Consider the following 25,238-nt stretch of genomic DNA (forward strand, 5'->3'; position numbering starts at 1 on the left):
AGGCGGGTCCGTGGACCCGCTCAAATCACCCCGCTCAGGTCAGTTCGATGCCGTCGATTTCGAAGTGTCGCTTGGCCAGTTGCCGGGCGGCGTCGATGTTTCGGCCTTCGCGACCGATAGCGGCCCCGCGGTCTTCCTGTGCCACTTCGACGTAGGCGACGGTGTCGTCGTTCTCCGAGACGGTGACGTTGTACACCGCGGCCGGCGCGAGCGCGTTGGCCACGAAGTCCTCGGCCGTCTCGGCGGCTTCGACGAGTTTGACCTCGCGGCCGAGACGCTCCTCGACACGCTCGACCGTCTGACCGCCCGGGCCGATAGCGTCGGCCATCTCCCCGCGCTTGACCAGATACACCACCTGGTCGTGGTCTTCGTCGACGATGCAATCCCGGACGGTGACGGCTGCTTCGTCCTCGAAGAGGGCGACCAGTCGACGCGCTTCGTCCGAGAGTTCGACCCGCATCAGTCCTGGGTCGTACCCATCCGGAGGTTGACGTCGCCGGTGCCGAGCTTGATCGGCTTCCCGACGATGACGTTCTCCGTGACGCCGTCGAGTTCGTCGACCTCGCCGTGGATGGCGGCGTCGAGCAAGTGATTGACTGTCACCTCGAACGCTGCACGGGCAAGCACGGAGTCTTTCGACCCCGAGATACCGTGGCGGCCGATGGACTCGATGGTCCCCTCGTTGGTCATGATATCGGCTACGAGCATCAGGTGCCGGACGTTCACGTCGTCGAGCCCCTGCTCTTCGAGCGTGTTCATCGTCTCGTTGATGAGCGTCTCGCGGGCCGCTTCAACGCCGAGTTCCCGGTAGATCTCGTGGATGTTGTTACACGTCGTTCGGGAGGCGTCGACGCCTTCGATGTCCAGCACTTCGCCGAAGTCCGATCCTTCGGTGTAGAGGACGAACTCCTCGCCGTTGTCGGTCTCCTCCTTGCGGATGACGACGCGGGTGATCTCCTCGATACCCTTGAAGACTATCTCCCGGAGCTCCTCGACCAGTTGCAGCAGGTCGCGGTAGCTGGGTTCCTCCGGACCGAACTCGATGACGGTGCCGGCCTGCCGGGTCGAGACGCCGAGGTTCGACTCGATGGTTTCGGCGATCTCCTCGGCGATGGCGTCCGTGTCGTTGACCGTCGGCCACCGCTCCAGCAGGGTGTCCTCGTTGAGGTCGATCTCGACGAGCATGTCCGCGACGTTCGTCGAGATGTCACCCAGCGCGAGGATGCGCGTCGCCTCGATCTTCCAGACGACCTCATGAGCGCGCTCGCGGTCGTCCGCGTACTCCTCGTCGAGGTGGACCGTCATCATCGGCGTGTCCGGGGTCTTCCGGGCGTCTACCAGCTCAATGAGCCGCGGCAGGCCCTGGGTCACGTCGATCTCGGCGACCCCCGCGTAGTGGAACGTGTTCATCGTCATCTGCGTTCCCGGTTCGCCGATAGACTGGGCCGAGACGGTCCCGACCGGGTCCAGCGGGTCGACGCGCGTGTCGAGGTAGCGGGACTCGACGGCCTTGGCGATACGGTCGGCATCGTCGACGCCGACGCCCCGTTCCTCAACGGTGCTGTACACCTCGTTTTTCAGCCGTCGCGGCAGCTCAGTGTCCTCGACGACGGCCTCGATGTCTGCTGATACGTCGTGTGCTGTCATTGTTAGTCGTCACCCTCGGCCATCCACCAGTCGTCCGCGTGCTCCGAGAGGTTGGTCCGCTCGGTCCGCGTGCCGAGGAAGCTCTCTTTCTGCTTCTCGCTCTCGAACTCCTCGTCGAGGACGCTGTCTGCGATCTGCTCGACGTCGACGGCGTCACCCTCCTGATTAGAGGAGACGTCGACCGGCGACGTGCCGTCCTCGCCGAACTCGAACTGAACGATGGTGTCGCTTGTGTCCCGGACGGTCCCGTCGTACTGCGTTTCGAGTTCGGACAGGGCGTTGATGAGCCGGCGCTGCAGGTACCCGGACTTCGATGTCCGGACGGCCGTGTCGACCAGCCCCTCGCGGCCACCCATCGCGTGGAAGAAGAACTCCTTCGGGCCGAGCCCGGAGCGGTAGGACGCCTCCACGAAGCCGTGGGCGTCCGCCGAGAGGTCGTTCTCCTCGAAGTGCGAGAGGGTTCGGTTCTCGTAGCCGCGGTTGATCCGCTCGCCACGGACTGCCTGCTGGCCGACACAGCCGGCCATCTGGGTCAGGTTCAGCATCGACCCACGCGCACCGGACTCGGCCATGATGACGGCCGGGTTGTCCTCGCCGAAGTGGTCCTCGGCGATGTCACCGGCGGAGTCACGCGCCTTGCCCAGCGTCTGCATGATCTTCATCTCCAGCGTCTCGTCGACGGTCCGACCGGGCAGCGATTCGAGTTCGCCGCGGTCGTAGGTCTCGATGAGTTCCTCGACGCGGTCGTACGCGCTGTCGATGGCGTCGTTGATCTGCTCTTCCGCCTCACGCGGGATGGACTCGTCGTCGATGCTGATAGAGAACCCGAAGTGCATGATCGACCGCATCGCCAGCGCCGAGACCTCGTTGACGAGAATCCGGGCACGGGTCCGCGAGTAGTCCTTGGCGATGGTGTCGACGATTTCGCCGCCGAAGGCCCCGACGGCGTCCTCGTCGATGGTGCCGCCGGTCATCTGGCCGTCCTCGACGACGACGGTGTCGCCGGCGGAGGACGTGAACTCCAGGTTCAGGTCGTCCGGCAGCAGTTCCGAGAACAGCGACCGGCCGGTCCAGTACTCCTCGCCGTCCTCGTCGACGCCGTCGGCCTCGGGCAGTTCGTCGATGCGCGTCGCCCGAAGCAGGTCCAGCGCCTGCGTCTCGTTGAATTTCGGATTGGTGTGGGTCAGCAGGTAGGTCCCGCTGATGTGGTCCTGAATCGCACCGATGATGTTCTCGCCGAAGCGCGGGGAGAGCATCTGTTCCTGCACGCGCATGAGGACGCGGGCCTCGGCCCGGGCCTCCTCGTTCTGGAGGGCGTGCATGTTCATCTCGTCCCCGTCGAAGTCAGCGTTGTACGGCGGACAGACCGTCGTGTTCAGCCGGAACGTCTTGTACGGCATCACGACGACCTCGTGGGCCATGATGGACATCCGGTGCAGCGACGGCTGGCGGTTGAAGATGATGATGTCGCCGTCGACAAGGTGGCGGGACACTTCCCACTCCGCTTCGACCTTCTCCGCGAGTTCCTCGCAGTTCTTCTCGGTCACCTTCAGCCGGCGGCCGTCCGGCCGCTTGACGTAGTTCGCGCCGGGGTGGGCTTCCGGCCCGTTGGAGACGTACCGGCGGGCCTCTTCGAGATTGCGCTCGGTGACGTTCATCGTCTGGGTCATCTCCTTGGCGACCCGGTCCGGCACGCCGACCTCGTTCAGCGAGAGCGTCGGGTCCGGCGAGATGACGGTACGAGCGGAGAAGTTCACGCGCTTCCCGGACAGCGAGCCACGGAAGCGGCCCTCCTTGCCTTTCAGGCGCTGAGAGAGGGTCTTCAGCGGGCGGCCGGAGCGGTGTCGCGCCGGCGGCGTCCCCGAAATCTCGTTGTCCATGAACGTGGTGACGTGGTACTGCAGCAGTTCCCAGAGGTCCTCGATAATCAACTGTGGCGCACCCGCCTCGCGGTTCTCCATGAACCGCTGGTTGATGCGGATGATGTCCACGAGCTTGTGGGTGAGGTCGTCCTCGGAGCGCTGGCCGTTGTCCAGCGTAATCGAGGGCCGTGCCGTCACCGGCGGCACCGGCAGCACCGTCAGAATCATCCACTCCGGGCGGGAGCGGGCCGGTTTCATCCCCAGCACTTCGATGTCCTCGTCCGGGATGTCCTCGAACCAGTCCCGGATGTCGCTTGGCATCAGCTTGTTCATGTCCTCCTCGGTCAGGTCGACCGACAGCGCCTTCTCTAGGGCGCGGCGGTCCTCCTGACGCGGGCGGAACTCGCCGCTGAGAATCTCCTGAACACGGCTGCTGTCGATGCCGGTCTCCTCGGAGAGCTCGATGGGCGAAATCGGGTCCTCGGACTCCTCCATCGCGGCGGCGATCCGCTCGGGGTAGTCCGAAGCCAGCACGTCCTGGACCTCGTAGTACGTGGTCGGCTTCTCGTGTTTGATGTCGTACTGCTTCTCGCCACAGAACGGACAGCGGTCCTTCTTGCGGGCCTGCCGGATGGCGGCCTTGGTCACGTCGTTGAGGTCGCGACCGAGGTCCTGGGTCCGTGTCAGTCGGTCGGCGAACTCCTCGCGCTCGTGCTCGTCGAGACAGAGCCGGGAGCACTCCCGGCAGGTCCCGCGCAGGAGCCGGCGGATGAGCTTCGCGAAGCCGACGTGGATGACGGGTGCAGCGAGTTCGATGTGGCCGAAGTGGCCGTTACACGACCCGCTGTGTTTCCCGCAGGTCTTGCACTCCAGGCCGGGGTCGATAACTCCGAGCCGTGGGTCCATGAGCCCCATGTCGATGGGGAAACCGTCGTCGTCGTACGTGTCGGCCGTAATCACTTTCGTGGCCGACATCTCGCGGTACTCCTCGGGGTCCATCAGCCCGAAACTGAGCTGACCGATTTCCTGGGGTGTCTGTTGTGAGCTCATACTGCGTCCTCCAGTTCGATCCGCGGCGCGATACCGAGCGCCTTCATCTCGTCGAGCAGGAGCTTGAACGCGTAGGACATCTCGACCTCGTGGATGTCGGTCTCCTCCTCGCAGTTCGGACAGTAGATGCGCCGTTGTTCGACGTTCTCGACGGCGGTCATCCCACACTGCCCGCAGACGTTGATCCACTCGCGGTCGGACTCATCGAGCAGGCGCTCCTTGAGCGCCATCGCCGCGCCGTGCCCGATGAGCACGTCCCGCTCCATCTCACCCACACGCAGGCCACCTTCGCGGGCGCGCCCCTCAGTGGGCTGGCGGGTGAGTACCTGCACCGGCCCGCGCGAGCGGGCGTGCAGCTTGTTCGAGACCATGTGGTACAGCTTCTGGTAGAAAATGTCGCCGACGAAGATCTCCGCGTCGATCTTCTCGCCGGTGACACCGGAGTACATCGTCTCCTTGCCGCTGGAGTCGAAGCCGTGCTCTTCAAGCGAGCCCCGGAGTTCCTCCTCGTCCTCGCCAGTGAAAGCAGTGCCGTCGACGCGCCGGCCTTCGAGCGCGCCGACCTTCCCGCCGATCATCTCCAGGATGTGGCCGACGGTCATCCGCGACGGCAGCGCATGCGGATTGATGATGAGGTCCGGGACGACGCCCTCCTCGGTGAAGGGCATGTCCTCCTGCGGGGCGATGTGGCCGACGACACCCTTCTGGCCGTGCCGCGAGGCGAACTTGTCCCCGAGTTCGGGGATGCGTTCGTCACGAACGGAGACCTTCGAGAGCTTCGAGCCGTCCTCGCCTTCCATCAGCGTGACCGTGTCCACGACGCCGGATTCGCCCGAGCGCATCGTGACGCTCGTCTCCCGGCGTTTCTGGGGTGAGAGGCCGCCCATGTCGTCCGGCTCTTCGAGGAACCGGGGCGGGCTCGTCTTGCCCAGCAGGACGGCGTTCTCGCCGACCTTCGTCTCGGGGTTCACGAGACCGTCGTCGTCGAGGTGCGTGTACGCTTCCTCACCGCGTGCGCCGCGGACCTCGTCGTCGGGAATCTCGAAGCGGTCCTCCTGACCGCCGGGGTAGCGCCGTTCCTCGCCCTCGTAGGTGCGGAAGAAGTGCGAGCGGGCGAGCGCGCGGTCGACCGACCCCTGGTTCATCACCAGCGCGTCCTCGATGTTGAACCCCTCGTAGCTCATCACGGCGACGACGAAGTTCTGCGCCGCGGGGCGGTCGTCGTAGCCGATCTGCTCGGTGGTCTGGGTCTTGACCATCGAGAGCTGCGGGTAGTGCAGCAAGTGCTGGCGCGTGTCCGGGCGAATGCGGTAGTTCGCCGACGGCAGGCCCAGCGACTGTTTAATCATCCCCGACCCCATCGTAATCCGGGGCGAGGCGTTGTGTTCGGGGTACGGAATCATCCCGGCACCGATACCGAACATCAGCTGCGGGTCGACTTCCAGGTGCGTGTGCTTCTCCGTGAGTTCGTCCTCGTCGACGCCGACGAGGATGTCCTCTTCCTCCTCAGCGTCGATGAACTCGACGAGGCCACGCTCGACGAGTTCCTCGAATTCGAGCTCGCCCTCTTTGACCTGCTCGACCTCCTCGTCGGTCATCAGCGGCTCGCCGTCCTCGACGACCAGCAGCGGGCGGCGGGCACGGCCGGCGTCGGCGTTGATGATGACCTCACCGGTCCGGTTCTTGACCGAGACGTTGACCATCTGGGAGACGTCCCCCCGTCGTCGCGCCTGTCGTACCTGTTCTGCGAGCTGTTCCGGGTCGGGATGTGTCCCGACCAGACTACCGTTTACGTATACTTTGGCTTCGCGTCCCTGACTCATATTAATCGTCCGCGGGCTGCTGTTCTATCGACTCGATACCGGGGATGCCCTGGACCCCCATCTCTGCGAGTTCCTGTTTGAGACCCTGCGGGTCCGACACGTCCTGTGACAGCTCCATCGCCTGGGCGAAGTTCTTCACCAGCCCACAGTTGGGGCCTTCAGGCGTCTCGGAGGGACAGATGCGACCCCACTGGGTCGCGTGCAGGTCCCGTGCCTCGAAGTGGGGCTGAGAGCGACTGAGCGGTGAACGCAGTCGCCGGAGGTGTGACAGCACCCCCATGAAGTCGGTCCGGTCGACCAGCTGGCTCACGCCGGAGCGGCCGCCGACCCAGTTCCCCGTCGCGATCGGGTGTTCGAGTCGCTCGGTCAGCACGTCCGAGCGAACGACCGTCGAAACGGAGAGCTGACGGTTCCGCATGTTGGCCCGTTCGAGCTGGTACTTCACGTCCCGGGCGAGCTTGTTCAGCGCCGTCCGGAACAGGTCGGTCATCAGGTCGCCGCTGACCTTCAGCCGCTTGTTGGCGTAGTGGTCCTTGTCGTCGGATTCGCGACGGCCCAGTGCCAGTTCGAAACACGCCTCGGCCATCCGGCAGAGGTAGAACGCCTTGTTGATGCGGACCTCCTCTTCCTCGACGCCTTCCTCGTGCAGATGCGGGAGGAGATAGCGGTCGATGACGTAGTTGGCCCGCTTGAGCTGGTAGTTCTTGCCCTGCCCGGAGGCGACACGCTTGCCCAGCGTCTCGATGGCTTCCTCGGTCGTCTGGACCTCGGCCTCCTCCAGGTTCTCCAGCATGAACTTCACGATTTCCGGGTCCTCGCTGACGCGGTGGACGATCTCCTCGTCCGATTCCAGCCCCAGCGCGCGGACCAGCGTGACGAAGTCGATGCTGCCAGAGACGGACGGGAACGAGACTTCCAGCAGTCCGTCCCGCGTTCGTTCACACAGCACCAGGGCGCGGTACCCGCGGCGCTGGGAGAACGTCTTGGCGACCTGCACCTCGTCGCCGTACTTGGTGTCATACTCGGCCAGAATCTTGTTCGGGGCGAGGTCCTCGCTGGTCATCAGCACCCGCTCGGAGCCGTTGACACAGAAGTAGCCACCGGGGTCTGCGGGGTCCTCGCCGATGTCGATGAGCTCCTCGTCGGTGAAGCCCGCGATGTTGCACTTGTTCGACCCGACCATGATGGGCATTCGCCCGATCTTGGTCTCGGTCCGGTCGACGACTTCCTCCGGCTCCTCCTCGCCACCGCGGACGATGGCCATCTCCATGAACACCGGCGCGGAGTAGGTGATGTTGCGGAGGCGGGCCTCCTGCGGGTACAGCAGTTCCTCGCTGCCGTCGGCCTCACGAACCCGTGGGGTGACGACGCGGACGTCGCCGAGTTCGACCCACACCGGTTCCTGCCCTTCCTTGTCACCGATATCGGTCTCGATGGTCTCTTTCTCGTCGACGACCTGCTGCATCCCTCTATCGAGGAAGGCGTTGAACGAGCGGAAGTGGTGTTCGGCGAGCCGTTCCTTGGCGAAATATTCACGCGATATAGCGCGGCGATCTTGTGTGTCCATTATTCTACCACCAGTCGATACACGACGGCTTCGTCCGTCGTTCTGGAGTCGCGGACGATCCGAACCACGTCACCGACTTCGGCGTCATCGGGCAGCGCCTTGTCGGTGCGCTTGATCTTCGGAAGGTCCGTTTTCTTGATTTCATACTCCGTGAGTACTGCTTCGAGGTCGTCCTCGTCGACGACACTGTGGTCTGGGACGAGGTCGTGTTGACTTACATCTACCATGTGTGTGCGTGTGCGTTTGGCCTGCTGCTGGAGAAGGTGGCTGTCACGAGATACTACAGGGCCGTACTGTCGGGGCGCATATAACACTTACCAAGTCGCTCTGCTGTGGCTACCGGACCCGCCCACCCTCACGGACTGCGGGCGTGGTTGCTCCTACCACCCACATGAAGCAGAGCGGACATAGAACTTTGGGTCCCGTCATGTGCACTCATCACGGGGCGGGTTTCTTTGGAAAGTCTTAATACCGACACCAAGGTACGAAGAAATGCAACGAAGGCCCGGATGGTGTAGTGGCCCATCATACGACCCTGTCACGGTCGTGACGCGGGTTCAAATCCCGCTCCGGGCGTTCCTATTGCGACCTAACTGACGAGTACCGTGCAGTATGTGCTCGTAGGCTGCCCGGATGGTGTAGTGGCCCATCATACGACCCTGTCACGGTCGTGACGCGGGTTCAAATCCCGCTCCGGGCGTACTTTTCCGACGAACAAATCCGCGAGTCGGGAATCCGTAACGAGCGGATTTGAATCACGCAAGACGAGCACCGCGAGTCTTGCTCCGGTTCAAATCCCGCTCCGGGCGCTCACTCCCCTCCGGGCACGTTTTGCTGACTCTTCAGCAGACAGTAAACACCGCCTACTGGTCGATAAAACGGCATATACTGATACCACACGCGCGGCACAATAGCAGACGTCCGGGGAAGTGCCCCCTTGGCCTGTCATAGTGTCCGTCCACCGGGCCGGACGTGCTATCACTTCACGCGGTGCGGCATATGTTTTGTGTTGGTTGTAAGGCGTGCCGATTAGCGGCTGCCAGCGACAAACTGTTTACGAGGCCCCGCAAAAGAGGGGCCATGGAGGACGTGGATGGCGAGGAAATGCCCGGCGCAATCGTCGAGGCGTTCCTCGAACGCGAGGAGGGCGTCCGGGCGCTGCTTGAGGAACTGGAGAAGCTCACTATCGAGGGCCGTCACGAGGAGGTCCGCGACCGCGTTCGCAATCTGGCCGACAGCGACGAGTCGGTGTTTTACACCGTGGCCTTTAGCCTCACCAACTCGCGGCAGTTCTTCGGCGACGTGGAGGCGCAGCTGGACGTGACCGCCGCGGACCGGCTTCGGGACCTCGCCGACACGTTTCCCGCGCTGGCCGAGCCGTTCAACATCGTCCGAACGGAGCGGGCGGACGACCGCCTCAATCCGGTGACGGACACGAGCTACGCGGTGAGCTACCACCGCGGCGTCGAGTCGCCGATGGTGACCTACAGCCCGCTGTCGGGCGAGCAGGAGCTGTACGAGTCCCGTGGAACGCCGAGTGAGGTGTTGCGGGTGGCGTCCGACCTCACGAGCGCGACGACCGACGCGCTGGACGTGGCGATGGACAACGACTACTCGGTCAACACGGAGGAGCTAAGTGCGCTCATCGACCGCCGCGAAGAGTTGGAGACGGAGCTGAGCAAGCTCCGGGACCAGCTCGACGAGCTTCGCCGGACGCCGGTCTCGGACGAGTAGCGACTGACGGTTCACATAGGCAGAGAGCGGTACAGAGGGACAACCCGCGTCGCAGTGCCGCAACTGAGGCGTTTATGTGTCACGGCCCTAAATGCACAGATACGATTTGCTATGGGAATGGACCGACTGGAAGATCAGGTCGAGAAGGAGGGGCGGGACCTGTCGATCCTCGAAGCCGTCATCGAGAACGGGCCGATCGGTATCGTTCGGCTCGCCGAGGAGACAGGGGTCCCGAAACACAAGGTGCGGTACTCGCTACGGATGCTGGAAGACGACGAACTCATCGAGCCGACGCCGCAGGGAGCGATTCCGGTAGACAACATCGACGAGCGGGTCGCAACGATCAACGACGGCATCGACCGACTGGTCGAGCAGTTGGACGGCCTGCGGGACGTGTTTGCGGCCGCGGAGTAGCGCCGACGGGACGACCAGTCGGCACCCGTTTCCGTGGCAGTAACCCTTTTCGAACGCCGGCGTGATGGGTCGGTATGGATGTCGCTCTCATCAGCGATTCGCACATCCCCTCCCGGGAACACGAAATCCCGCCGTCGTTCCGGGAACGCATCGAGGTCGCCGACCACGTCATCCACGCCGGTGACTTCGACAGCAAGGGGGCGCTCGCTGACATCCGCCACATGGCGACGGGGCTGACCGCCGTCTCGGGCAACATCGATCCGCAGATCGGGTTGCCGGACCGGGCGACAGTCGAACTCGGCGGCGTCACGTTCGTCGTGACACACGGCACCGGGTCGCCGCGGGGCTGGGCGGACCGCGTCGCGAGAGCGGTTCGGGAAGCGGCCGACAGCAGCGCCGTCGGCGTCGCCGGCCACACGCACGAACTGACGGACACTGTCTACGAGGGAGTACGACTCCTGAATCCCGGTAGCGTCACGGGGGCATCGCCGGCCAGCCGACCGACGATGCTGACGGCGGCGGTCGAGGACGGGACGCTCGACGTGGCCAAGCACGAACTGTAGCACAACGCGGCAGGCGCGGGACACTGTGAGCGGCCACCGAGAGATGGCGGCAGCCGTTGCCGCTGTTGGCCGGCTTTGCAGCGAACGCGGGTCTTTTTCCCGCAGGGACCGCAGAGGCGGTATGGAAGTGTTCGCGGTCGAGGGGTTGCCCGAGGTCCGCCCCGGCAACGACGTGACCGAACTGCTCGTCGAGCGGGCCGACCTCCGGGACGACGACGTGGTCTGTGTCGCCAGCACCATCGTTTCCAAGGCCAACGGACGCGGCCGGTCGCTGTCGTCGTACGAGCCAGGCGAGCGCGCCGAGCGCATCGCGGCGACCATCGAGGACATCGCCGGTGAGGAGAAAGACCCTCGAATGGCACAGGCGATTCTCGATGAGTGTACTGAGGTGCTGGTCGAAGCCCCCTTCATCCTCGGCGTGACGGAGTTCGGGCATATCACCGTCAACGCGGGCATCGACCGCTCGAACGTGCCCGGCGCGGACCTCCTCTTGCTCCCCGAGGACCCGACGGCGGAGGCCGAAGCGATCCGCGATGGTATCCGCGAACAAGCGGGCGTCGAACCCAGCGTTATCGTCACCGACACGTCGGGCCGGCCGTTCCGACTCGGTCAGCGCGGGGTCGCGCTGGGCTGGGCCGGGCTCCCTGCCTCTCGGGACTGGCGGGGCGAACACGACCGTGACGGCCGCGAACTCGAAGCCACCGTCCAGGCCGTCGTCGACGAACTCGCCGCCGCGGCCAACCTCGTCACCGGCGAAGGCGACGGCGGGACGCCCGCCGCAGTCGTCCGCGATTTCGACTTCGGCGACCACGCGGGCAGCGAGCAACTGTTCCGCGACCCGGAGAAGGACGTAGTCAGACAAGCACTCAGAGACTGGTCTCATGTACGCGATTGAACTCACCCCGGAACACCCGGTCGATCAGCTCGCCTCCTTCGCAGCACAGGCCGAATCAAACGGACTCGACGGCGTCTTCGCCAGCCATCACTACAACAACCGCGACCAGTTCATGTCGCTGTCGGCGATGGCCGAGCGGACCGACGACGTGTTGCTCGGTCCCGGCATCGCTAATCCCTACGAGACACATCCGGTGACGCTTGCCTCGCGGGCCGCGACGCTGGAGGAACTGAGCGACGGCCGGGCCGTCTTCGGTATCGGGCCGGGGGATAAATCGACGCTCAGCAACCTCGGTTTCGACCACGACGACGCCCTGCGCCGCGTGCTTGAGACGTTCACGACCGCCCGGAAGCTCTGGGACGGTGAACGTGTCGACCACGACGGTACCTTCGAGGCGGTCGACGCCGGGCTGAACTACGAGGTCGGCGAGATTCCGGTGTACGTCGGCGCGCAGGGGCCACACATGACCCGGATGGCGGCGAAGCACGCCGACGGCACACTGTACAACGGAGCGCATCCAAAGGACCTCGCGTGGGCACGCGAGCAAGTAGAAGAGATGGCCGACGAACGGCCCGAGGAGTACGGCGAGTTCGACCTCGCGGCCTACGCCAGCGTCTCGGTCGCCGAGGACGAGGCCGAGGCGCGGGAGGCCGCCCGACCGCCGGTCGCGTTCGTCGCCGCGGGGTCGCCGCCGCCGGTGCTCGACCGCCACGGCATCGACCACGACGCCGCCGAGGAGATTGGGCAGGCAATTTCGGCCGGCGAGTTCCCGACCGCGTTCGAGGCGGTGACTGAACCGATGCTCGACGCGTTCTGTATCGCCGGAACGCCGGAGACAGTCGCTGAGCGCACGGCGGAGCTAGAAGAGTATGCTGACAGTATCGTGTTCGCGTCACCGCTCGGGCCGGACGTCGAGACAGCTATCGATTTGCTTGGGGCGGTCCTCGACCGCCGGAGCCACTGAACAGCGACAGCACGGCCCCCAGCGACAGGTACCCGAAGAAGACGACCGAGACGGTCGTGATGACGGCACCGACGGCGAGCATGAGTGCCGCCAGCGGGTCGTTCAGTGCCACGTCGATGAACCAGCCGGGCATGTCGATGACGCTCTGGAGCAGTTCCGACAGCAGTCCTTGCATTACCTGAACGTTAGCGTGGCCCTACTTTGTGTTTGCGTTCCCGGCCACAACGTGGTTGCTCGTGGGTCGCTGTCGTCCGAGGCCACGGGCGGACGAACCTACGCGGCGGGCTCGAGTTCCGCTGAGAAGTGTCTGAGTTCTTCCATCGGTGGCTCCCAGACGATTTTCAGGCCGGTGTACTCGTCGCGACGGTCGCGAACGCGAGCAGCGGTCTCCGCGATGTGTTCGAGGTGTTCTCGCCAGTACGTCCGGCGAGGAAGGGCGAGCCGAACGAGTTCCGGGCGGTCGGTCCCGGGGAACGCAAACGAGCCGAGTTCGACTGTCCGGACGCCGCCTTCGCGGTAGAGTTCGCAGACGAGCCGCTGCCCGGGGAACTGGTCGGCGGGGATGTCCGGGAGCAGGGCGGCCGCATCGATGTAGACGGCGTGGCCGCCGGTCGGCGTGACGATCGGGATATCGCGCTCACGCAGGAGGTCGCCGAGGGTCGCGACTTGTTCGATCCGCTCGGCGACGTACGGCGGTTGGACCGCTTCCCGCAGACCGGTGGCCATCGCTTCGAGGTCACGACCCGCGAGACCGCCGTATGTCGGGAACCCTTCGTAGAGGATCGCGCGCTGTTTGCACTGTTCGAACAGGGAAGTGTCGCGGACGGCCGTGAACCCGCCGATGTTTGCGAGGGCATCCTTTTTCCCGCTCATCGTGATTGCGTCCGCGGGGCGTAACTGCTCGCGAGCGATCTCACTGAGGGGCGTGTCGGCGTATTCGGGGTCCCGTTGCTTGATGAACTGTGCGTTTTCGGCGAACCGACAGGCGTCAATGACGAACGTTGCGTCGATTTCCGTGGCGAAGGCGGCCGTCTCGCGGATGTTCGCCATCGACACTGGCTGGCCGGCGGCGGAGTTGTTCGTGATCGTCAGGACGACAGCCGAGACGGCGTCCTGCCCGTACTCCTCGACAGCGTCCCACCCTCGCTCTGTGGCGAAGTTGCCGGCAAACGTCCCGACGCTATCAGTGGTCAGGTCCGTCTCTGCCGGGCAGTCGACTGCAGTAGCGCCTTGATTCGTTACGTGTGCGCGGGTGGTGTCAAAATGCGTGTTGTTGAGTACGACATCACCCTCGTCCAGTAGCGCCCCGAACAGGACGTTCTCCGCGCCGCGGCCCTGATGTGTCGGCACCACGCGGTCGAACCCCATCACGTCAGCGACCGTCTCACGGAAGCGTTTGAACGAGCGCGAACCGGCGTACGCCTCGTCCCCGCGGACCACGTCCGCCCACTGGTCGTCGCTCATCGCGCCAGTCCCCGAGTCAGTCAGCAAGTCGATAAAGACGTCTTCTGCAGCGAGGTTGAAGACGTTGTGCCCGGCCTCGGCGAGCGCTGTCTCGCGTCGCTCACGGGGCGGAAGCTGTATCGAGGTTACCGATTTGGCCTTGTACGAGCGCATGCTGTGTCGCAGGACGCCGATTGACTTATTCCCCATCTGATATTTTGTGTACAGAAGTGGGCTGAGATGTCCATTAGCAGACGAGTACGGGTATCGGTGGACAGGAGAGACGGGCGCTAGCGGTCGACAATACAGCCTTTGAGCGGCCGGCGGGGTACCTGTTTCCGGCAGGCAGAAATAGCGGGCATTTTGAGGCCAGAACTGCTGGAGGGACGTATGAGCGTTCGCGAGGAATTCGACGCGTGGGCGGCCGAAGGCAAAGACAGAGGGATGGAAGACCGGCACTGGCACACCGCCAAGCACGTCCTCGCCCGGATGCCGGTCGAACCGGGCGACACGGTGCTCGACCTCGGAACGGGCTCGGGCTACGCACTCCGTGCGCTCCGTGACACCAACGACGCCGGTCCCTGCTATGGCCTCGACGGGTCGCCGGAGATGCTCCGGAACGCCCGCGAGTACACGGACGACGACGGCATCGGGTTCCTGCGCGGCGACTTCGACGCGCTGCCGTTTGCGACCGACAGTATCGACCACGTCTTCTCGATGGAAGCGTTCTACTACGCCAGCGACCCGCCACACACCCTCGAAGAAATCGCGCGAGTGCTGCGACCGGGCGGGACCGCCCACATCGCGGTGAACTACTACGAGGAGAACGTCCACTCCCACGAGTGGCAGGAGTTCATCGACATCGAGATGACCCGCTGGAGCGGCCCGGAGTACCGCGAGGCCTTCCGCGAGGCCGGTCTGGCCGTTGCGTCGCAGGACACAATCCCCGACCGCGAGGTGGAGATTCCGCCGGCGGATGGGTTCCCCACGGACGAGTTCGAGACCCGCGAGGCGATGGTCGAGCGTTACCGCGAACTGGGGACGTTGCTGACCGTCGGCGTCGCCACCGAATAACGAGGCAGGCAGCAGCGCACGGCGTCGGAACGACCGACAGGGTATTTTGTGACCGCAACCAAAACCAGGGTGTATGGCCAAAGACGCCTCGCTGGAGGACTTTCTCGACGATAGCAGCGAGAGCGAGGACGAGGGGGACAACGGTATTTCTGCGGGAGACGATACTACAGAGACGGAGAGCGAAGCCCCCGATTCCGGAGCCTCGACTGACGCGGTCGACCCGGCCGTGACGACGTACGCGTGGTCGCCCGAGGGAGCGGCGTGTGACGAGTGTGGCGAGGTCGTCGAGCGCCGGTGGACACAGGACGGACTCCTCGTCTGTGGGGCCTGCAAGTGCTGGTGAACCCCGCTACCGGCCGTAAATCGGATGTGTGTTGTTCTCACTCATCCACAGAGTTACATACGCTCACGCCGTAGACAGGGCTACAACTGAACGGCCCGGAGGATGTGGCACCCACACAAGACACTTACTGGTCGACAGGGCAAACTATCTCACCAGTCCCCGTGCCAAGGCGTCGTCCCACGAGATCGCGACTATGACAGACACTGACACCTCACGCAGTCAACAGTCGGACAGTCCCCTCCGCGACGCCACACGCGTCGCCAATCAGGTGATCGAAAACGTCGAGCAGGTCATCGTCGGGCAACACGACGCAATCGAGCACATCGTGACGGCGGTGCTCGGCCGCGGACACATTCTACTTGAGGACGTTCCCGGCGTCGGCAAGACGATGCTGGCCCGCTCCGTCGCGGCTTCCTTCGACGGCGAGTTCAAGCGAATCCAGTTCACGCCGGATCTCCTCCCGACCGACGTGACTGGCGTCAACGTCTACAACCAGAAGACACAGGAGTTCGAGTTCCGACCCGGCCCGATCTTCGCCAACGTCGTCCTCGGCGACGAGATCAACCGTGCACCGCCGAAGACGCAGTCGGCGCTGCTTGAGGCGATGGAAGAACAGCAGGTGTCCGTCGACGGGACCACACATCCCGTGCCACAGCCCTTTACCGTGATCGCCACGCAGAACACGGTCGAGCAGAACCGGGCCTACGACCTGCCGATGGCCGAGCTCGACCGGTTCATGACGAAGCTGCACCTCGGGTACCCGGACGAGGCGGCGGAGACGGAGATGCTGGGTGACGTGGTGGGCCACCATCCCATCGAGGACCTCACGTCGGTCGCTACCCTCGAAGCGCTGTCTGCCGCCAGGGAGACGGTGGCGGACGTAACCGTCGAGGAACCCATTCGCTCGTACGCGACCCGGCTGGCGCGGTACACGCGGGAGAACGCGCAACTGGGCGTCAGCCCGCGGGGGAGCATCTCCCTCCTGCGGGCGGCACAGGCCCGGGCCGTCCTCGACGGCCGCAGTTACGTCATCCCCGACGACATCCAGACGGAAGCGCCGGTCGTCCTCCCGCATCGCATCCACACCGAGAGCAGCGAGCAGGACGCCCGGGCGCTCGTCGCTGAGGCACTCGATACCGTCTACGTCGAATGAGACCGACGCGCCGCGGTTTCGCCGTTCTCGCCGTCGCCGTTGCCGCCCTTCTGGTCAGTGCCAGGTTCGGTCAGCCCGGGCTCACCGCCGTCGCCGGCCCGCTGTTCGTCGGCGTGTTCGCCGCCGCCGTGCAGGTTCGCTGGAGTGGCGCGCCGACTGTCGAGCGGAGCCGCCTCCGCCGTGGCTTTCCCGGCGAGACGAAACCCGTCGAGTTCCGTGTCGACGGCAGCGGCATCGCAACGGTCACCGACCGGCTTTCCGAGGGCCTGGACGGCGAGACGACAACTACCAGGTCCCTGCCGGCGACGGTGACCTACCGAGTCACCTACACGGCCCGGGGCGAGCAACGGGTCGGCCCCGTCGAGGCGACGGTGACGGACGCGCTGGGACTCATTCGAGAGCGCTACACCATCGAGAGCAGGGCCGACGTGCTCGTGTATCCGCCCGTCTACCGGCTGGGCGGGACGGACGCGTTCGCACGAGCGTTCACGCCGGAGAGCGAGGACCGGCAGTCGTTCGACCGACTGCGGGAGTACGTCAGCGGCGACTCGCTACGGGACGTGCACTGGAAATCCAGCGCCAAGCGCGAGGACCTGCTGGTCAAGGAGTTCACTGACAACCGGAGCGACAGGGACCTGCTCGTCGCTGCTGAAGCCCGCGAGGGGCACGCCGACGAGATGGCCGCGGCGGCGGCAACCATCGCGATGGCCGCGCTGGAGAGCGGTCTCGCGGTCGAACTCGTCGTCCCGAACGGGGCAGTCGAGCAGGGGTACGGCGACACCCACCGGACGCGACTGCTCGAACTGCTGGCCCGGGCCGACGCGGGCCGGACCGGCCGGGCGGACGACGCCGACGTGGTCGTCACGGCCAACAGCGACGGCGTCACAGTGTCGGTCGACGGCCGCCGGCAGTCCTTCGCCGATGTGACCGCCAGTCGGGACAACCCCCTCGCGGGCGAGGTGAACGGATGAGCGCCGCCGTCGTCGAACGAGTCCGCCGCCGAGTCCCGTGGAGCGGGTCGCGGATACTGGCGCTGCTTGCGGCGGCGCTGGCCATCGGTGCGCCGCTGCGGACGATGTACTATCTCAGCGACGTAGTCGGCGACCCGACGCTGTTTCTGGCGCTCACCGCGCTCTCGCTCGTCGGCGCGACGCTGCTGGCCCGCGTACTCAGGCCGCCCCTCGCGGTCGGCGTCGGCGCAGTGCTGTTCGCCGGCGGCCTCGGCGCGTACATCCTGAACCTCTCGACGGACCCGGCGGTGACGGAGCTGCTGGCCGACACCGCCGCCCTGCTGACCGGGCGGTCGCTGCTGCAGATCGCCAAGGTCAGGCTGTGGGTGCTGTCGTTCGCGCCGGCACCGGTGTTTCTGACGTGGTACTTCGCCCTGCGGCGCTGGTACGTGACGGCGACAGTGGCGGCCGGAACGGCGCTGGCGTTCTTCGCCCTAACGACCGACTCCGGCGTGGTGACGACACTGCTGGGCGTGGTCGGCATCGCGGCGACCATCGGCTTCGGGACGCTCGATACGCTGTCGGCGGACGAGCCGGCGGACCTGACGAAGCGACCCGATGCGATGTCCGGCAGCAGCGAGACGGGACAGACGGACGACGACAGCGAGGGCATCGACGCCGGGCGGCGTGCCGTCCTCGAACAACTGGCGGCGATAATCGTCGTCCCGGCGGCGCTCTCGCAGGTCCCGATTACCCGGGACAGTTTGCTGTCGTACGACGACGGGTCGGACGGCCAGACCGTCGAAGGGAGCCTCTTCGACGCCGGAGAGTCCCTCTCAGTACTCGGGAGCATCTCGCTGACGCCGGAGATACGGTACACGGTCGAAAGCGAGGAACCGCGCTACTGGCGGGTCGCCTCCTACGACCGCTACACCGGCAACGGGTGGGTTCGGACGGGGAACCCCACCCCGTACGACGACCAGCGCCTCGACTCTCCTGAGGGAGAGACCCGGACGCTGCGACAGGAGTTCCGGGCGGAGTCGACCATCGGGACCGTCCCGGCCGCCTGGAAGCCCGTCCGCTACTCGGGGGAGCCGTCGGTATCGGTCTCCAGCGAGGGCGGGTTCCAGCCCGACGGCACGCTGTCGACGGGCGACAGCTACGAGGTCAGGAGCGAACTGCTCGTGGCGACGCCGGACGGGTTGCGTGAGGCCGGCACTGATTACGACGACGCGACCGCGGAGCTGTACACCCAGCTCCCCGACAGCACGCCGGACCGGGTCACGGAACGGACGGCTATCCTCACCGCAAACGCCGAAAACCCCTACGAGACGGCGCTGGTCGTCGAGCGGTGGCTACAGGAGAGCAAGGGCTACTCGCTCGACGTCGACCGACCCGACTTCAACGTCGCCGACGCCTTCCTCTTCGAGATGGACGAGGGGTACTGCGTCTACTTCGCGACGACGATGGTGACCATGCTCCGGACGCAGGGCATCCCGGCGCGCATGACCGTCGGCTACACGTCCGGCCAGCGAATCGACGAGAACCAGTGGGTCGTGCGCGGGCTCAACTCCCACGCCTGGGTCGAGGTGTACTTCCCCGGCCAGGGCTGGGTGCAGTTCGACCCGACGCCGTCCGGGCCGCGCGAGGCGGTCAGACAGCAGCGTATCGAGGAGGCGAGTTCGGACGAATCGTCACCCACTGTCGGCGACGACAACCCGGTCGAACAGTACACGCCGTCCGACACGTCGACACCCGCCCCGCTGACCGAGACCGACGAGACCGAGGCCGAGCCGACTGAGACACCAACGGTCACAGAAACCGACACGCCAGCCGGCACTGCAAGGGAGCCGGGCTCGGGCGATGATGCGGGGCCGAGTCTGCCGGAACTCCCATCGCGCGAGGAGATGACGCTCGGCGTCGTTGCACTGCTCGGCATCGCGGCGGGTGCGCGTCGGTCCGGCCTCAGCGGGCGAGCCTACCGGGCGGTGTGGCTGCGCTACCAGCGCCGCGTGGACCCCGAGACCGACATCGAGCGGGCGTTCCAGCGGGCCATGTACGTCCTTTCGACGGAACACCGGGCTCGCGAGAGCGGTGAGACGGTACGGGCGTATCTCGACGCGATAGGGGCCGACGACCGGGTCCGTCGGCTGGCGGCGCTACGGGAGCGGCTCCGGTACGGCGGCGAGGTCGACGAAGCGATTGCCGACGAGGCCGTCGAAATCGCTGATAGAATCGTCTCCGCCCGGTAGTCCCCGACAGTGTTTAATAGGTCGTGTTCGTAGGCGCGATTGTAATGTCGGAAGTCTGCTCGACGTGCGGGCTGCCTGAGGAGCTCTGCGTCTGTGAGGACGTCGCTAAGGAGTCCCAGGAGATTAACATCCGCATCGACGAGCGCCGTTACGGGAAGGAGGTAACGATTATCGAGGGATTCGACCCGAAAGACGTCGACATGGACTCGCTGTCCTCAGACCTCAAATCGAAGTTCGCCTGCGGTGGCACTGTCGAGGACGGGCAGATAGAGCTCCAGGGCAATCACACGGGCCGCGTCGAGGATTTCCTCCGCGACAAAGGTTTCAACGTCGCCTGAACTCCTGACTGCCAACGGTTCTCGTGAGAGCGCCGTGGCAAGCCGCCGCTGTGACCTGCTCGCCAGCTTTTCAGTCTGGTCTGCTCGCGAGTGTTCGCTGCGGCCGGCCACGAGTGGCTCGGGTCTGGCTGTTTTTTACCGTCGTGGGCGCTTCTGGTAGCGACCGGTCGAGACAGATTTTGTTGCATGATACCAGCACCCATAATCGGCGGTCAACTATTTCAACCACGGGGAGGTAACTGTTTGCAATGTTCGTTGTACCCCGACGGGTGGTGGCCGTCGGACTCGTGGTCCTTCTCCTCGGTGGGGGATTCGCGTCGCTCCCGGTGGCGGCGAGCGCTGACCACGGGGCGGTGACCTGGTCCAGTGTCGACACAGCAGTCGGCGGAGCCAGCGAGAACAGTACGTATCAGGCTGATAGGGCGTCAGAGCAAGATAGTGGTGGAATAGTCGAGACAACGGCCACTGCCGAGGCGAACGGTTCGCTAGCCCGGATCGGAAGCGCCGACACACATCGACGCCAGCCACGGGGACTGGGCGGGGACACAACCGGAACGGAAGCCGTGACAGCGGCTGACATGGGAACGGGGACAGCCACGTCGGGTGCGACACAGACCAGCGACGGTGACGTGATTCAGCAGACACAGACCTACGCGCGCATACCGGAGGAGCCGGGCGAAGTCGCGGTGACTCTGACCTACGAGATTCCGGACCGGGTCGTCGACCTCGAAACGCACGTCCCAGCGGCGGCGACGGTGACCGAAACGGACGGGTTCGAGCGCGTCAACGAGTCCGTGTACGAGTGGGAAGAAACGACGGATACGGCGACGGTCAGCTACCGCATCAACCCGAACCGGACCATCGAGAAGAGCGGTCCGGAGGGAGCCGAGGGCCGCTATCTCAGCGTCGATACGGGCGACTGGGCGCTGCTCACGCGCTCACGGACGCCGACGCGCTGGCGATACACTGGCCAGGACCCAGTCAGGTACAACCGCACGGTCCGGACGGCAGGCCCGGGTGCGGCGGGCGAGGAGATCGTGTACCTCGGCGAGGTAGCGACCTTCGAGGAGACGGCGCACAACCAGACGTTCACGCTGGCTGTGCCAGAGCGGGCGACGATGACGGCCTCGCCGATTTCGGTCCTCGACTCGATGGCGAACGCATCGAACGCCCTCCGGGTCGGTGACCGTGACGAGCAGGTGTTCGTCGTCGCCGCGCCGTCCGAGGCCGTCGAGTGGGGCGTCGAGGGGTATCAGATCGGTGACGCAGATATGTGGGTCCAGTCCCGGCAATCGCTGGATACCGCCAACAACGTCTGGCTCCACGAGTACGTCCACAGCCGGCAGGCCTACGAGACGACGCGGGAGACGCGGTGGACGGTCGAGGGCTGGGCGACGTACTACGCCGCCGTCCTGGCGCTGGAACAGGACCGGATCGGGTTCGACGAGTTCCGGGCACAGCTCGCAGCGGGCGGACGCCCCGTCTACAGCGACGTGGCGCTGACGGACCGGTCGAGTTGGACGAACGACGCGAACTACAGGAAGGGTTCGCTGGTGGCTGGGCGGACAGATGTCCATATCCGCTCGGCTACTGACCGCAACAAGACACTCCAGACTGTGTTCCAGTCGCTAAACGGCTACCGCGACCCGGTCACGCAATCGCAGTTCCTCACCGAGGTCGAGGCCGCTGGCGGGGCAAGCGCCCGGAACACGACCGCGACGGAGACCGAAACGACAACGACGGTGGCGATGTGGAACGAGACGACACACCGGCGGTTGTTCGGTTCGATTCCCGCTCGTATCGGCTACGGTCTCCCACCGGTCGACCGTGCGGACGCCTACCGCGCAGACAGTCTCTACCGGTCAGACACACCGGTCGGCGGAAGCGAGCCGATCCGGCTGGCGACCAACGAGACGCTCGCGGTCGACGCAGTCGTCGAGAACGCCGGTGGCGAGGCAGGGGCGTACAACGTGACGCTCGCGGTCAACGAGACCGTCGTCGCCGCGAAACAGGGCCAGATCGAACCGGGGGAGCGGACCGAGGTCGAAGTGACACACACGTTTGCCGACCCCGGCCGATACGTGATCAGTATCGACGGCGACACCGTCACTGTCGTGGTGACGGAACCGGCAGCGGCCAGCGTCACTGACGTCACCGCGAGTCCGCAAGAAGTCAGGCAGGGGGACAGTGTGGACGTGACCGCCACTGTCGCCAACGACAACGAGATTCCGGGGACAATCGCGGTCGAGTTCCGCCGCAACGACACCGTGTTCGCGGAGCAACGGCTGTATCTCCCGCCACAGGCGACGACGACAGTCGTGCGGACGGTCACCCTCGGCGAACCCGGAACAGTCTCGCTGTCGGCGGGTGACGGACGGACCGCGACGGCGGTCGAGGTGGTCGTCTCGACGGAGACAGCCGAACCAACGTCGACGCCGACGGAGCGGCTCACAGACACACAGACGACAGCCGGCGAGGGCAACGGCTTCACCGTGCTCGTGACCGGTCTCGCGGTGTTGCTTGCGGTCCTGATCGCCCGCCAGCGCGGTTCCTGACACGAGCCCGAAGGGAACAGTTATTGCGGTCGGCTAGCCGTTGTCAACCGTGAACGTCGGAATCGCGTACGCCGTTCTGTCGGCGCTGGTGTTCGGGGTGTACCTGTTCGTGATGAAGCGGTGGTTCACCGGGTATCCGTCGCCGGTGTTCCTGTTGCTTACGTACAGCCTGGTCCCCATCGTCTACCTCCCCATCGTCTTCGTCAGCAACGAGCCCTTCCTCCCGGCGGGCAACCGCGTCAACGTCCTCGCGTCGGTTCTCGCGGTGACGGCGGTGACGGCGGTTGGACTGCTCACCCTCTTTCGGGCGATCCGCGTCGGCGAAGTCTCCTACGTCTCGCCGATCAGCAAAATCGTCCCCGTGTTCGTGTTGCCGCTGGAAGTCGGCCTGCTGGGCCAGCATCTCTCGGCGCTACAGGTCGGCGGTGTCGTCGTCGCGACCGCCGCCGTCTACGTCGCGAACTGGCAGGGCACAGCGTTACTGGCCCCGCTCAAGCGGGCCCGGCAGTCCCGGCCCGCACAGCTAGCCTTACTGTCGGCTGCGGCGTTCGCGCTCGTCGATGTAAGCAAGCGGGTGCTGATGCAGGAACTGGCCGTCGAACCGACGACGTACATCCCGGTGATGGCCGTCGGCATCGCCGTCTTGATGACGCCGCTCGCGTTCCGGTATCAGGTCCCGCCGGGATGGCGGGGGGACCTCCCGAAGTTCGTCGTCGCGGCGATGTTCGTCGCCTACGCGAACCACATCGTGTTGCTGTCCTTCCAGTTGCTCCCGGCGAGTATCGTCTCACCCATCGTCAACGGGCAAGCCATCGTCGCCGTTATTCTGGGCGCGATTGTTCTCGACGAAGCGCAGTTCCGAGCACGCCTGGCCGCTGCGGGGCTGGCTATCGTCGGTATCGCGATGATATCGGTCGGGTAAAAAGGTCAGACCGACTTTCGCTCCGACGAGCAGCCGACCTGTACCGCATAGCTCGATTGAAGCCACGCGGTCGGGTTCTCAGTGTCGTAGACGACGACGTCGCCGCCGCCAGTTGTGAAGCTGCCGTACTGCTCGTCGGAGTCGGTAGTATCGCGCGACGCTGGTTCCATTGTGGTACAAGGGCACATCCGACACAGTGACACATAAATGTTTCTCAAATGTAGTATGGGATATTATTAGCATACTAGGATTTGGCCACATAGTTTCGTCCGACTGAGAGACCAGCACCGATATGTGGCCGCCAGTGAAGTCATCAGGTATGACACGAGCGGACGCCCCAGTGACGCCGCCAGTCGTGCTGACCGTCGCCGGCAGCGACTCCGGTGGCGGGGCCGGTATCCAGGCCGACGTCAAGACCATCGAGGCCTGTGGCGGCTTCGGGACCAGCGCGATTACGAGCGTCACGGCACAGAACACCACGGGCGTACAGGGTCAGCATCTGCTCCCGATCGACCAGATCGAGGCCCAGATCGAGGCGGTCACGGGAGATTTCGACGTGGCCGCGGTCAAGACGGGGATGCTCGCGACGAGTGACGTCATCGACCTGGTCGTGGAACACGCCGCCGACCTGCCGAACCTCGTCGTCGACCCGGTGATGGTGGCGGCGTCGGGCGACCGGCTACTGGCCGCCGAAGCCGAAGACGCCTACGAGACCCTCATCGCCGAAGCGACGCTTGTCACACCGAACGCCGACGAGGCCGCCGTCCTGACCGGCCGCGACGTCGACAATCCCGAGACCGCGGAACGAGCGGGCCGCGACCTCGTCGAGATGGGGGCCGACAGCGCGCTCGTGAAGGGCGGCCACGTCCCGGGCGACGCCGTGGTCGACACCCTCGTGACCGAGGACGGGGTAACGACGTTCCGCCACGACCGCATCGACACCGAGGCCACCCACGGTTCGGGCTGTACGCTGTCCTCTGCCATCGCGACGCAGTTGGCCCACGGCGACGACCTGCCGACGGCAGTCGGAGACAGTATCGACCTGCTTGCGAGCGCGGTCCGGTACAACCTCGACGTTGGTGAAGGCCCGGGTGCGGTCCACCACCTCGTCCAGACGCGCAACGACGCCGCACGCCATCCGACGAGCGAGGCCGTCGAGCGGGCTGTGTCGGCGCTCGTCGAGGCGGACGTGTCGACGCTGGTCCCCGAGCGAGGGATGACCGTCGCCGGCGCGACGCCCTACGCGGAGACGCCGGACGCGGTCGCCGCCGTCGAGGGCCGCATCGCCCGCACGATGGACGGCGTCCGGCCGAACCGCGGCGTCCGCTTTGGCGCATCGACGACGGTGGCTCGCGCCCTCCTGGCCGCCCGGGAGCACGACCCGGCGATTCGGTTCGCCGTCGACTGCCGGCTGACCGACGCCGTCGAGGACGCGCTGGCGTCGCTGGACGGCCGCGTCGCTGCGTACGACCCCGGTGAGCGCCCGGACGGGGTTTCCGACGACGCCACGGCACAGTGGGGCGTCGACCGGGCGTTCGGGACCAGCGACGGAACGCCGGTCGCCGTCGTCGGCCGCGAGGGCGTGGGTACCGACGGCCGCGCAATGCTGCTCGCAGCGGACGCCGACGACCTCGTCTCTCAAGTAGAGACAGTCCACGAGACCGTCAGGGACGACGGGTAGCGGGCCAG

23 protein-coding genes and 2 tRNA genes are annotated in these 25,238 nt (G+C 65.5%); 16 read left to right on the forward strand and 9 right to left on the reverse strand.

The annotated features are described in order from the left end of the window. Positions 1-34: 34 nt before the first annotated feature. From VI340_RS13625 to VI340_RS13650, 6 genes are read right to left on the reverse strand one after another with little or no spacing between them, the layout of a single operon-like run. The gene (locus VI340_RS13625) at positions 35-460 is read right to left on the reverse strand and encodes a NusA-like transcription termination signal-binding factor (RefSeq protein WP_005537133.1); all 426 of its coding nucleotides are present in this window, start codon (positions 458-460) and stop codon (positions 35-37) included. Continuing rightward, complete coding sequence (rpoA2, locus tag VI340_RS13630; protein ID WP_008307509.1) at positions 460-1,647, reverse strand: DNA-directed RNA polymerase subunit A''; 1,188 nt, start codon at positions 1,645-1,647, stop codon at positions 460-462. Before rpoA2 ends, VI340_RS13625 begins: the two co-directional genes overlap by 1 nt. Positions 1,648-1,649: 2 nt before the next feature. Continuing rightward, positions 1,650-4,559, reverse strand: a complete 2,910-nt coding sequence (locus VI340_RS13635) for a DNA-directed RNA polymerase subunit A' (RefSeq protein WP_336358549.1) — start codon at positions 4,557-4,559, stop codon at positions 1,650-1,652. Continuing rightward, positions 4,556-6,382, reverse strand: coding sequence for a DNA-directed RNA polymerase subunit B (rpoB, locus tag VI340_RS13640; RefSeq protein ID WP_008307505.1), 1,827 nt, complete (start codon positions 6,380-6,382; stop codon positions 4,556-4,558). Before rpoB ends, VI340_RS13635 begins: the two co-directional genes overlap by 4 nt. A 1-nt stretch (position 6,383) precedes the next feature. Next, complete coding sequence (locus VI340_RS13645; RefSeq protein WP_004959113.1) at positions 6,384-7,949, reverse strand: DNA-directed RNA polymerase subunit B''; 1,566 nt, start codon at positions 7,947-7,949, stop codon at positions 6,384-6,386. After that, positions 7,949-8,176 (reverse strand): DNA-directed RNA polymerase subunit H, encoded by a 228-nt coding sequence (locus VI340_RS13650; RefSeq protein ID WP_004959115.1) that lies wholly within the window; start codon positions 8,174-8,176, stop codon positions 7,949-7,951. The genes VI340_RS13645 and VI340_RS13650 overlap by 1 nt, the downstream gene beginning before the upstream one ends. 276 nt (positions 8,177-8,452) lie before the next feature. Here VI340_RS13650 and VI340_RS13655 point away from each other — a divergent pair. The 7 genes from VI340_RS13655 (at position 8,453) to VI340_RS13685 (ending at position 12,519) form a co-directional block, all read left to right on the forward strand. Then, positions 8,453-8,525, forward strand: a tRNA-Asp gene (locus VI340_RS13655). Positions 8,526-8,576: 51 nt separating this feature from the next. Further along, a tRNA-Asp gene (locus tag VI340_RS13660) sits at positions 8,577-8,649 on the forward strand. 380 nt (positions 8,650-9,029) lie between these two features. Beyond that, on the forward strand, positions 9,030-9,683 hold the full coding sequence (locus tag VI340_RS13665; RefSeq protein ID WP_005537126.1) for a hypothetical protein: 654 nt from the start codon (positions 9,030-9,032) through the stop codon (positions 9,681-9,683). A gap of 117 nt (positions 9,684-9,800) precedes the next feature. Further along, positions 9,801-10,097 carry a winged helix-turn-helix transcriptional regulator gene (locus tag VI340_RS13670; RefSeq protein ID WP_008307501.1) on the forward strand — a complete coding sequence of 99 codons (297 nt, stop codon included), beginning with the start codon at positions 9,801-9,803 and terminating at the stop codon, positions 10,095-10,097. A 74-nt stretch (positions 10,098-10,171) separates the two neighbouring features. Continuing rightward, positions 10,172-10,660, forward strand: coding sequence for a metallophosphoesterase family protein (locus VI340_RS13675; RefSeq protein ID WP_008307500.1), 489 nt, complete (start codon positions 10,172-10,174; stop codon positions 10,658-10,660). Between the two features lie 121 nt (positions 10,661-10,781). Then, complete coding sequence (locus tag VI340_RS13680) at positions 10,782-11,555, forward strand: coenzyme F420-0:L-glutamate ligase (RefSeq protein ID WP_336358550.1); 774 nt, start codon at positions 10,782-10,784, stop codon at positions 11,553-11,555. Further along, positions 11,542-12,519 (forward strand): 5,10-methylenetetrahydromethanopterin reductase, encoded by a 978-nt coding sequence (locus tag VI340_RS13685; RefSeq protein WP_336358551.1) that lies wholly within the window; start codon positions 11,542-11,544, stop codon positions 12,517-12,519. The genes VI340_RS13680 and VI340_RS13685 overlap by 14 nt, the downstream gene beginning before the upstream one ends. Here VI340_RS13685 and VI340_RS13690 read toward each other — a convergent pair. Both VI340_RS13690 and VI340_RS13695 read right to left on the reverse strand, forming a co-directional pair. Next, positions 12,476-12,694: a hypothetical protein gene (locus tag VI340_RS13690; protein WP_008307497.1), complete on the reverse strand. Its 219-nt coding sequence runs from the start codon at positions 12,692-12,694 to the stop codon at positions 12,476-12,478. The two genes, VI340_RS13685 and VI340_RS13690, sit on opposite strands and share 44 nt — an antisense overlap. A 98-nt stretch (positions 12,695-12,792) precedes the next feature. After that, positions 12,793-14,136 carry a tryptophanase gene (locus tag VI340_RS13695; protein WP_336329629.1) on the reverse strand — a complete coding sequence of 448 codons (1,344 nt, stop codon included), beginning with the start codon at positions 14,134-14,136 and terminating at the stop codon, positions 12,793-12,795. Between the two features lie 216 nt (positions 14,137-14,352). Here VI340_RS13695 and VI340_RS13700 point away from each other — a divergent pair, with 216 nt between their 5' ends. The 8 genes from VI340_RS13700 to VI340_RS13735 all read left to right on the forward strand — a co-directional run bounded on the left by VI340_RS13700 (position 14,353) and on the right by VI340_RS13735 (position 23,549). Further along, a complete protein-coding gene (locus VI340_RS13700; RefSeq protein WP_008307494.1) occupies positions 14,353-15,036 on the forward strand; it encodes a class I SAM-dependent methyltransferase in 684 nt (227 codons plus the stop codon). 73 nt (positions 15,037-15,109) lie between these two features. Beyond that, positions 15,110-15,379, forward strand: a complete 270-nt coding sequence (locus VI340_RS13705) for a DUF7573 domain-containing protein (protein WP_336358552.1) — start codon at positions 15,110-15,112, stop codon at positions 15,377-15,379. Between the two features lie 193 nt (positions 15,380-15,572). Further along, complete coding sequence (locus VI340_RS13710; protein WP_336358553.1) at positions 15,573-16,532, forward strand: AAA family ATPase; 960 nt, start codon at positions 15,573-15,575, stop codon at positions 16,530-16,532. After that, complete coding sequence (locus tag VI340_RS13715) at positions 16,529-17,503, forward strand: DUF58 domain-containing protein (protein WP_336358554.1); 975 nt, start codon at positions 16,529-16,531, stop codon at positions 17,501-17,503. Before VI340_RS13710 ends, VI340_RS13715 begins: the two co-directional genes overlap by 4 nt. After that, complete coding sequence (locus VI340_RS13720; RefSeq protein ID WP_336358555.1) at positions 17,500-19,734, forward strand: transglutaminase family protein; 2,235 nt, start codon at positions 17,500-17,502, stop codon at positions 19,732-19,734. Before VI340_RS13715 ends, VI340_RS13720 begins: the two co-directional genes overlap by 4 nt. Before the next feature lie 44 nt (positions 19,735-19,778). Beyond that, positions 19,779-20,072: a stress response translation initiation inhibitor YciH gene (yciH, locus tag VI340_RS13725; RefSeq protein ID WP_004516073.1), complete on the forward strand. Its 294-nt coding sequence runs from the start codon at positions 19,779-19,781 to the stop codon at positions 20,070-20,072. A gap of 248 nt (positions 20,073-20,320) precedes the next feature. Further along, on the forward strand, positions 20,321-22,627 hold the full coding sequence (locus VI340_RS13730) for a peptidase (RefSeq protein WP_336329405.1): 2,307 nt from the start codon (positions 20,321-20,323) through the stop codon (positions 22,625-22,627). Positions 22,628-22,667: 40 nt separating this feature from the next. After that, positions 22,668-23,549, forward strand: coding sequence for a DMT family transporter (locus tag VI340_RS13735; RefSeq protein ID WP_008307478.1), 882 nt, complete (start codon positions 22,668-22,670; stop codon positions 23,547-23,549). Between the two features lie 5 nt (positions 23,550-23,554). On the opposite strand, the gene VI340_RS13740 is transcribed toward VI340_RS13735, so the two are convergent. After that, complete coding sequence (locus tag VI340_RS13740; protein WP_008307477.1) at positions 23,555-23,719, reverse strand: DUF7331 family protein; 165 nt, start codon at positions 23,717-23,719, stop codon at positions 23,555-23,557. 122 nt (positions 23,720-23,841) lie between these two features. Here VI340_RS13740 and thiD point away from each other — a divergent pair, with 122 nt between their 5' ends. Then, positions 23,842-25,230 (forward strand): bifunctional hydroxymethylpyrimidine kinase/phosphomethylpyrimidine kinase, encoded by a 1,389-nt coding sequence (gene thiD, locus VI340_RS13745; RefSeq protein ID WP_336358556.1) that lies wholly within the window; start codon positions 23,842-23,844, stop codon positions 25,228-25,230. The last annotated feature ends 8 nt before the right edge of the window (positions 25,231-25,238 follow it).

The organism is Haloarcula sp. CGMCC 1.6347 (assembly GCF_037078395.1).
Lineage (GTDB): Archaea > Halobacteriota > Halobacteria > Halobacteriales > Haloarculaceae > Haloarcula > Haloarcula amylolytica.

Bases quoted from the DNA above. Each gene is read 5' to 3' on its own strand.
- VI340_RS13625 (WP_005537133.1), bottom strand. From the start codon at position 460: ATGCGGGTCGAACTCTCGGACGAAGCGCGTCGACTGGTCGCCCTCTTC.
- rpoA2 (WP_008307509.1), bottom strand. From the start codon at position 1,647: ATGACAGCACACGACGTATCAGCAGACATCGAGGCCGTCGTCGAGGAC.
- VI340_RS13635 (WP_336358549.1), bottom strand. From the start codon at position 4,559: ATGAGCTCACAACAGACACCCCAGGAAATCGGTCAGCTCAGTTTCGGG.
- rpoB (WP_008307505.1), bottom strand. From the start codon at position 6,382: ATGAGTCAGGGACGCGAAGCCAAAGTATACGTAAACGGTAGTCTGGTC.
- VI340_RS13645 (WP_004959113.1), bottom strand. From the start codon at position 7,949: ATGGACACACAAGATCGCCGCGCTATATCGCGTGAATATTTCGCCAAG.
- VI340_RS13650 (WP_004959115.1), bottom strand. From the start codon at position 8,176: ATGGTAGATGTAAGTCAACACGACCTCGTCCCAGACCACAGTGTCGTC.
- VI340_RS13665 (WP_005537126.1), top strand. From the start codon at position 9,030: ATGGAGGACGTGGATGGCGAGGAAATGCCCGGCGCAATCGTCGAGGCG.
- VI340_RS13670 (WP_008307501.1), top strand. From the start codon at position 9,801: ATGGACCGACTGGAAGATCAGGTCGAGAAGGAGGGGCGGGACCTGTCG.
- VI340_RS13675 (WP_008307500.1), top strand. From the start codon at position 10,172: ATGGATGTCGCTCTCATCAGCGATTCGCACATCCCCTCCCGGGAACAC.
- VI340_RS13680 (WP_336358550.1), top strand. From the start codon at position 10,782: ATGGAAGTGTTCGCGGTCGAGGGGTTGCCCGAGGTCCGCCCCGGCAAC.
- VI340_RS13685 (WP_336358551.1), top strand. From the start codon at position 11,542: ATGTACGCGATTGAACTCACCCCGGAACACCCGGTCGATCAGCTCGCC.
- VI340_RS13690 (WP_008307497.1), bottom strand. From the start codon at position 12,694: ATGCAAGGACTGCTGTCGGAACTGCTCCAGAGCGTCATCGACATGCCC.
- VI340_RS13695 (WP_336329629.1), bottom strand. From the start codon at position 14,136: ATGCGCTCGTACAAGGCCAAATCGGTAACCTCGATACAGCTTCCGCCC.
- VI340_RS13700 (WP_008307494.1), top strand. From the start codon at position 14,353: ATGAGCGTTCGCGAGGAATTCGACGCGTGGGCGGCCGAAGGCAAAGAC.
- VI340_RS13705 (WP_336358552.1), top strand. From the start codon at position 15,110: ATGGCCAAAGACGCCTCGCTGGAGGACTTTCTCGACGATAGCAGCGAG.
- VI340_RS13710 (WP_336358553.1), top strand. From the start codon at position 15,573: ATGACAGACACTGACACCTCACGCAGTCAACAGTCGGACAGTCCCCTC.
- VI340_RS13715 (WP_336358554.1), top strand. From the start codon at position 16,529: ATGAGACCGACGCGCCGCGGTTTCGCCGTTCTCGCCGTCGCCGTTGCC.
- VI340_RS13720 (WP_336358555.1), top strand. From the start codon at position 17,500: ATGAGCGCCGCCGTCGTCGAACGAGTCCGCCGCCGAGTCCCGTGGAGC.
- yciH (WP_004516073.1), top strand. From the start codon at position 19,779: ATGTCGGAAGTCTGCTCGACGTGCGGGCTGCCTGAGGAGCTCTGCGTC.
- VI340_RS13730 (WP_336329405.1), top strand. From the start codon at position 20,321: ATGTTCGTTGTACCCCGACGGGTGGTGGCCGTCGGACTCGTGGTCCTT.
- VI340_RS13740 (WP_008307477.1), bottom strand. From the start codon at position 23,719: ATGGAACCAGCGTCGCGCGATACTACCGACTCCGACGAGCAGTACGGC.
- thiD (WP_336358556.1), top strand. From the start codon at position 23,842: ATGTGGCCGCCAGTGAAGTCATCAGGTATGACACGAGCGGACGCCCCA.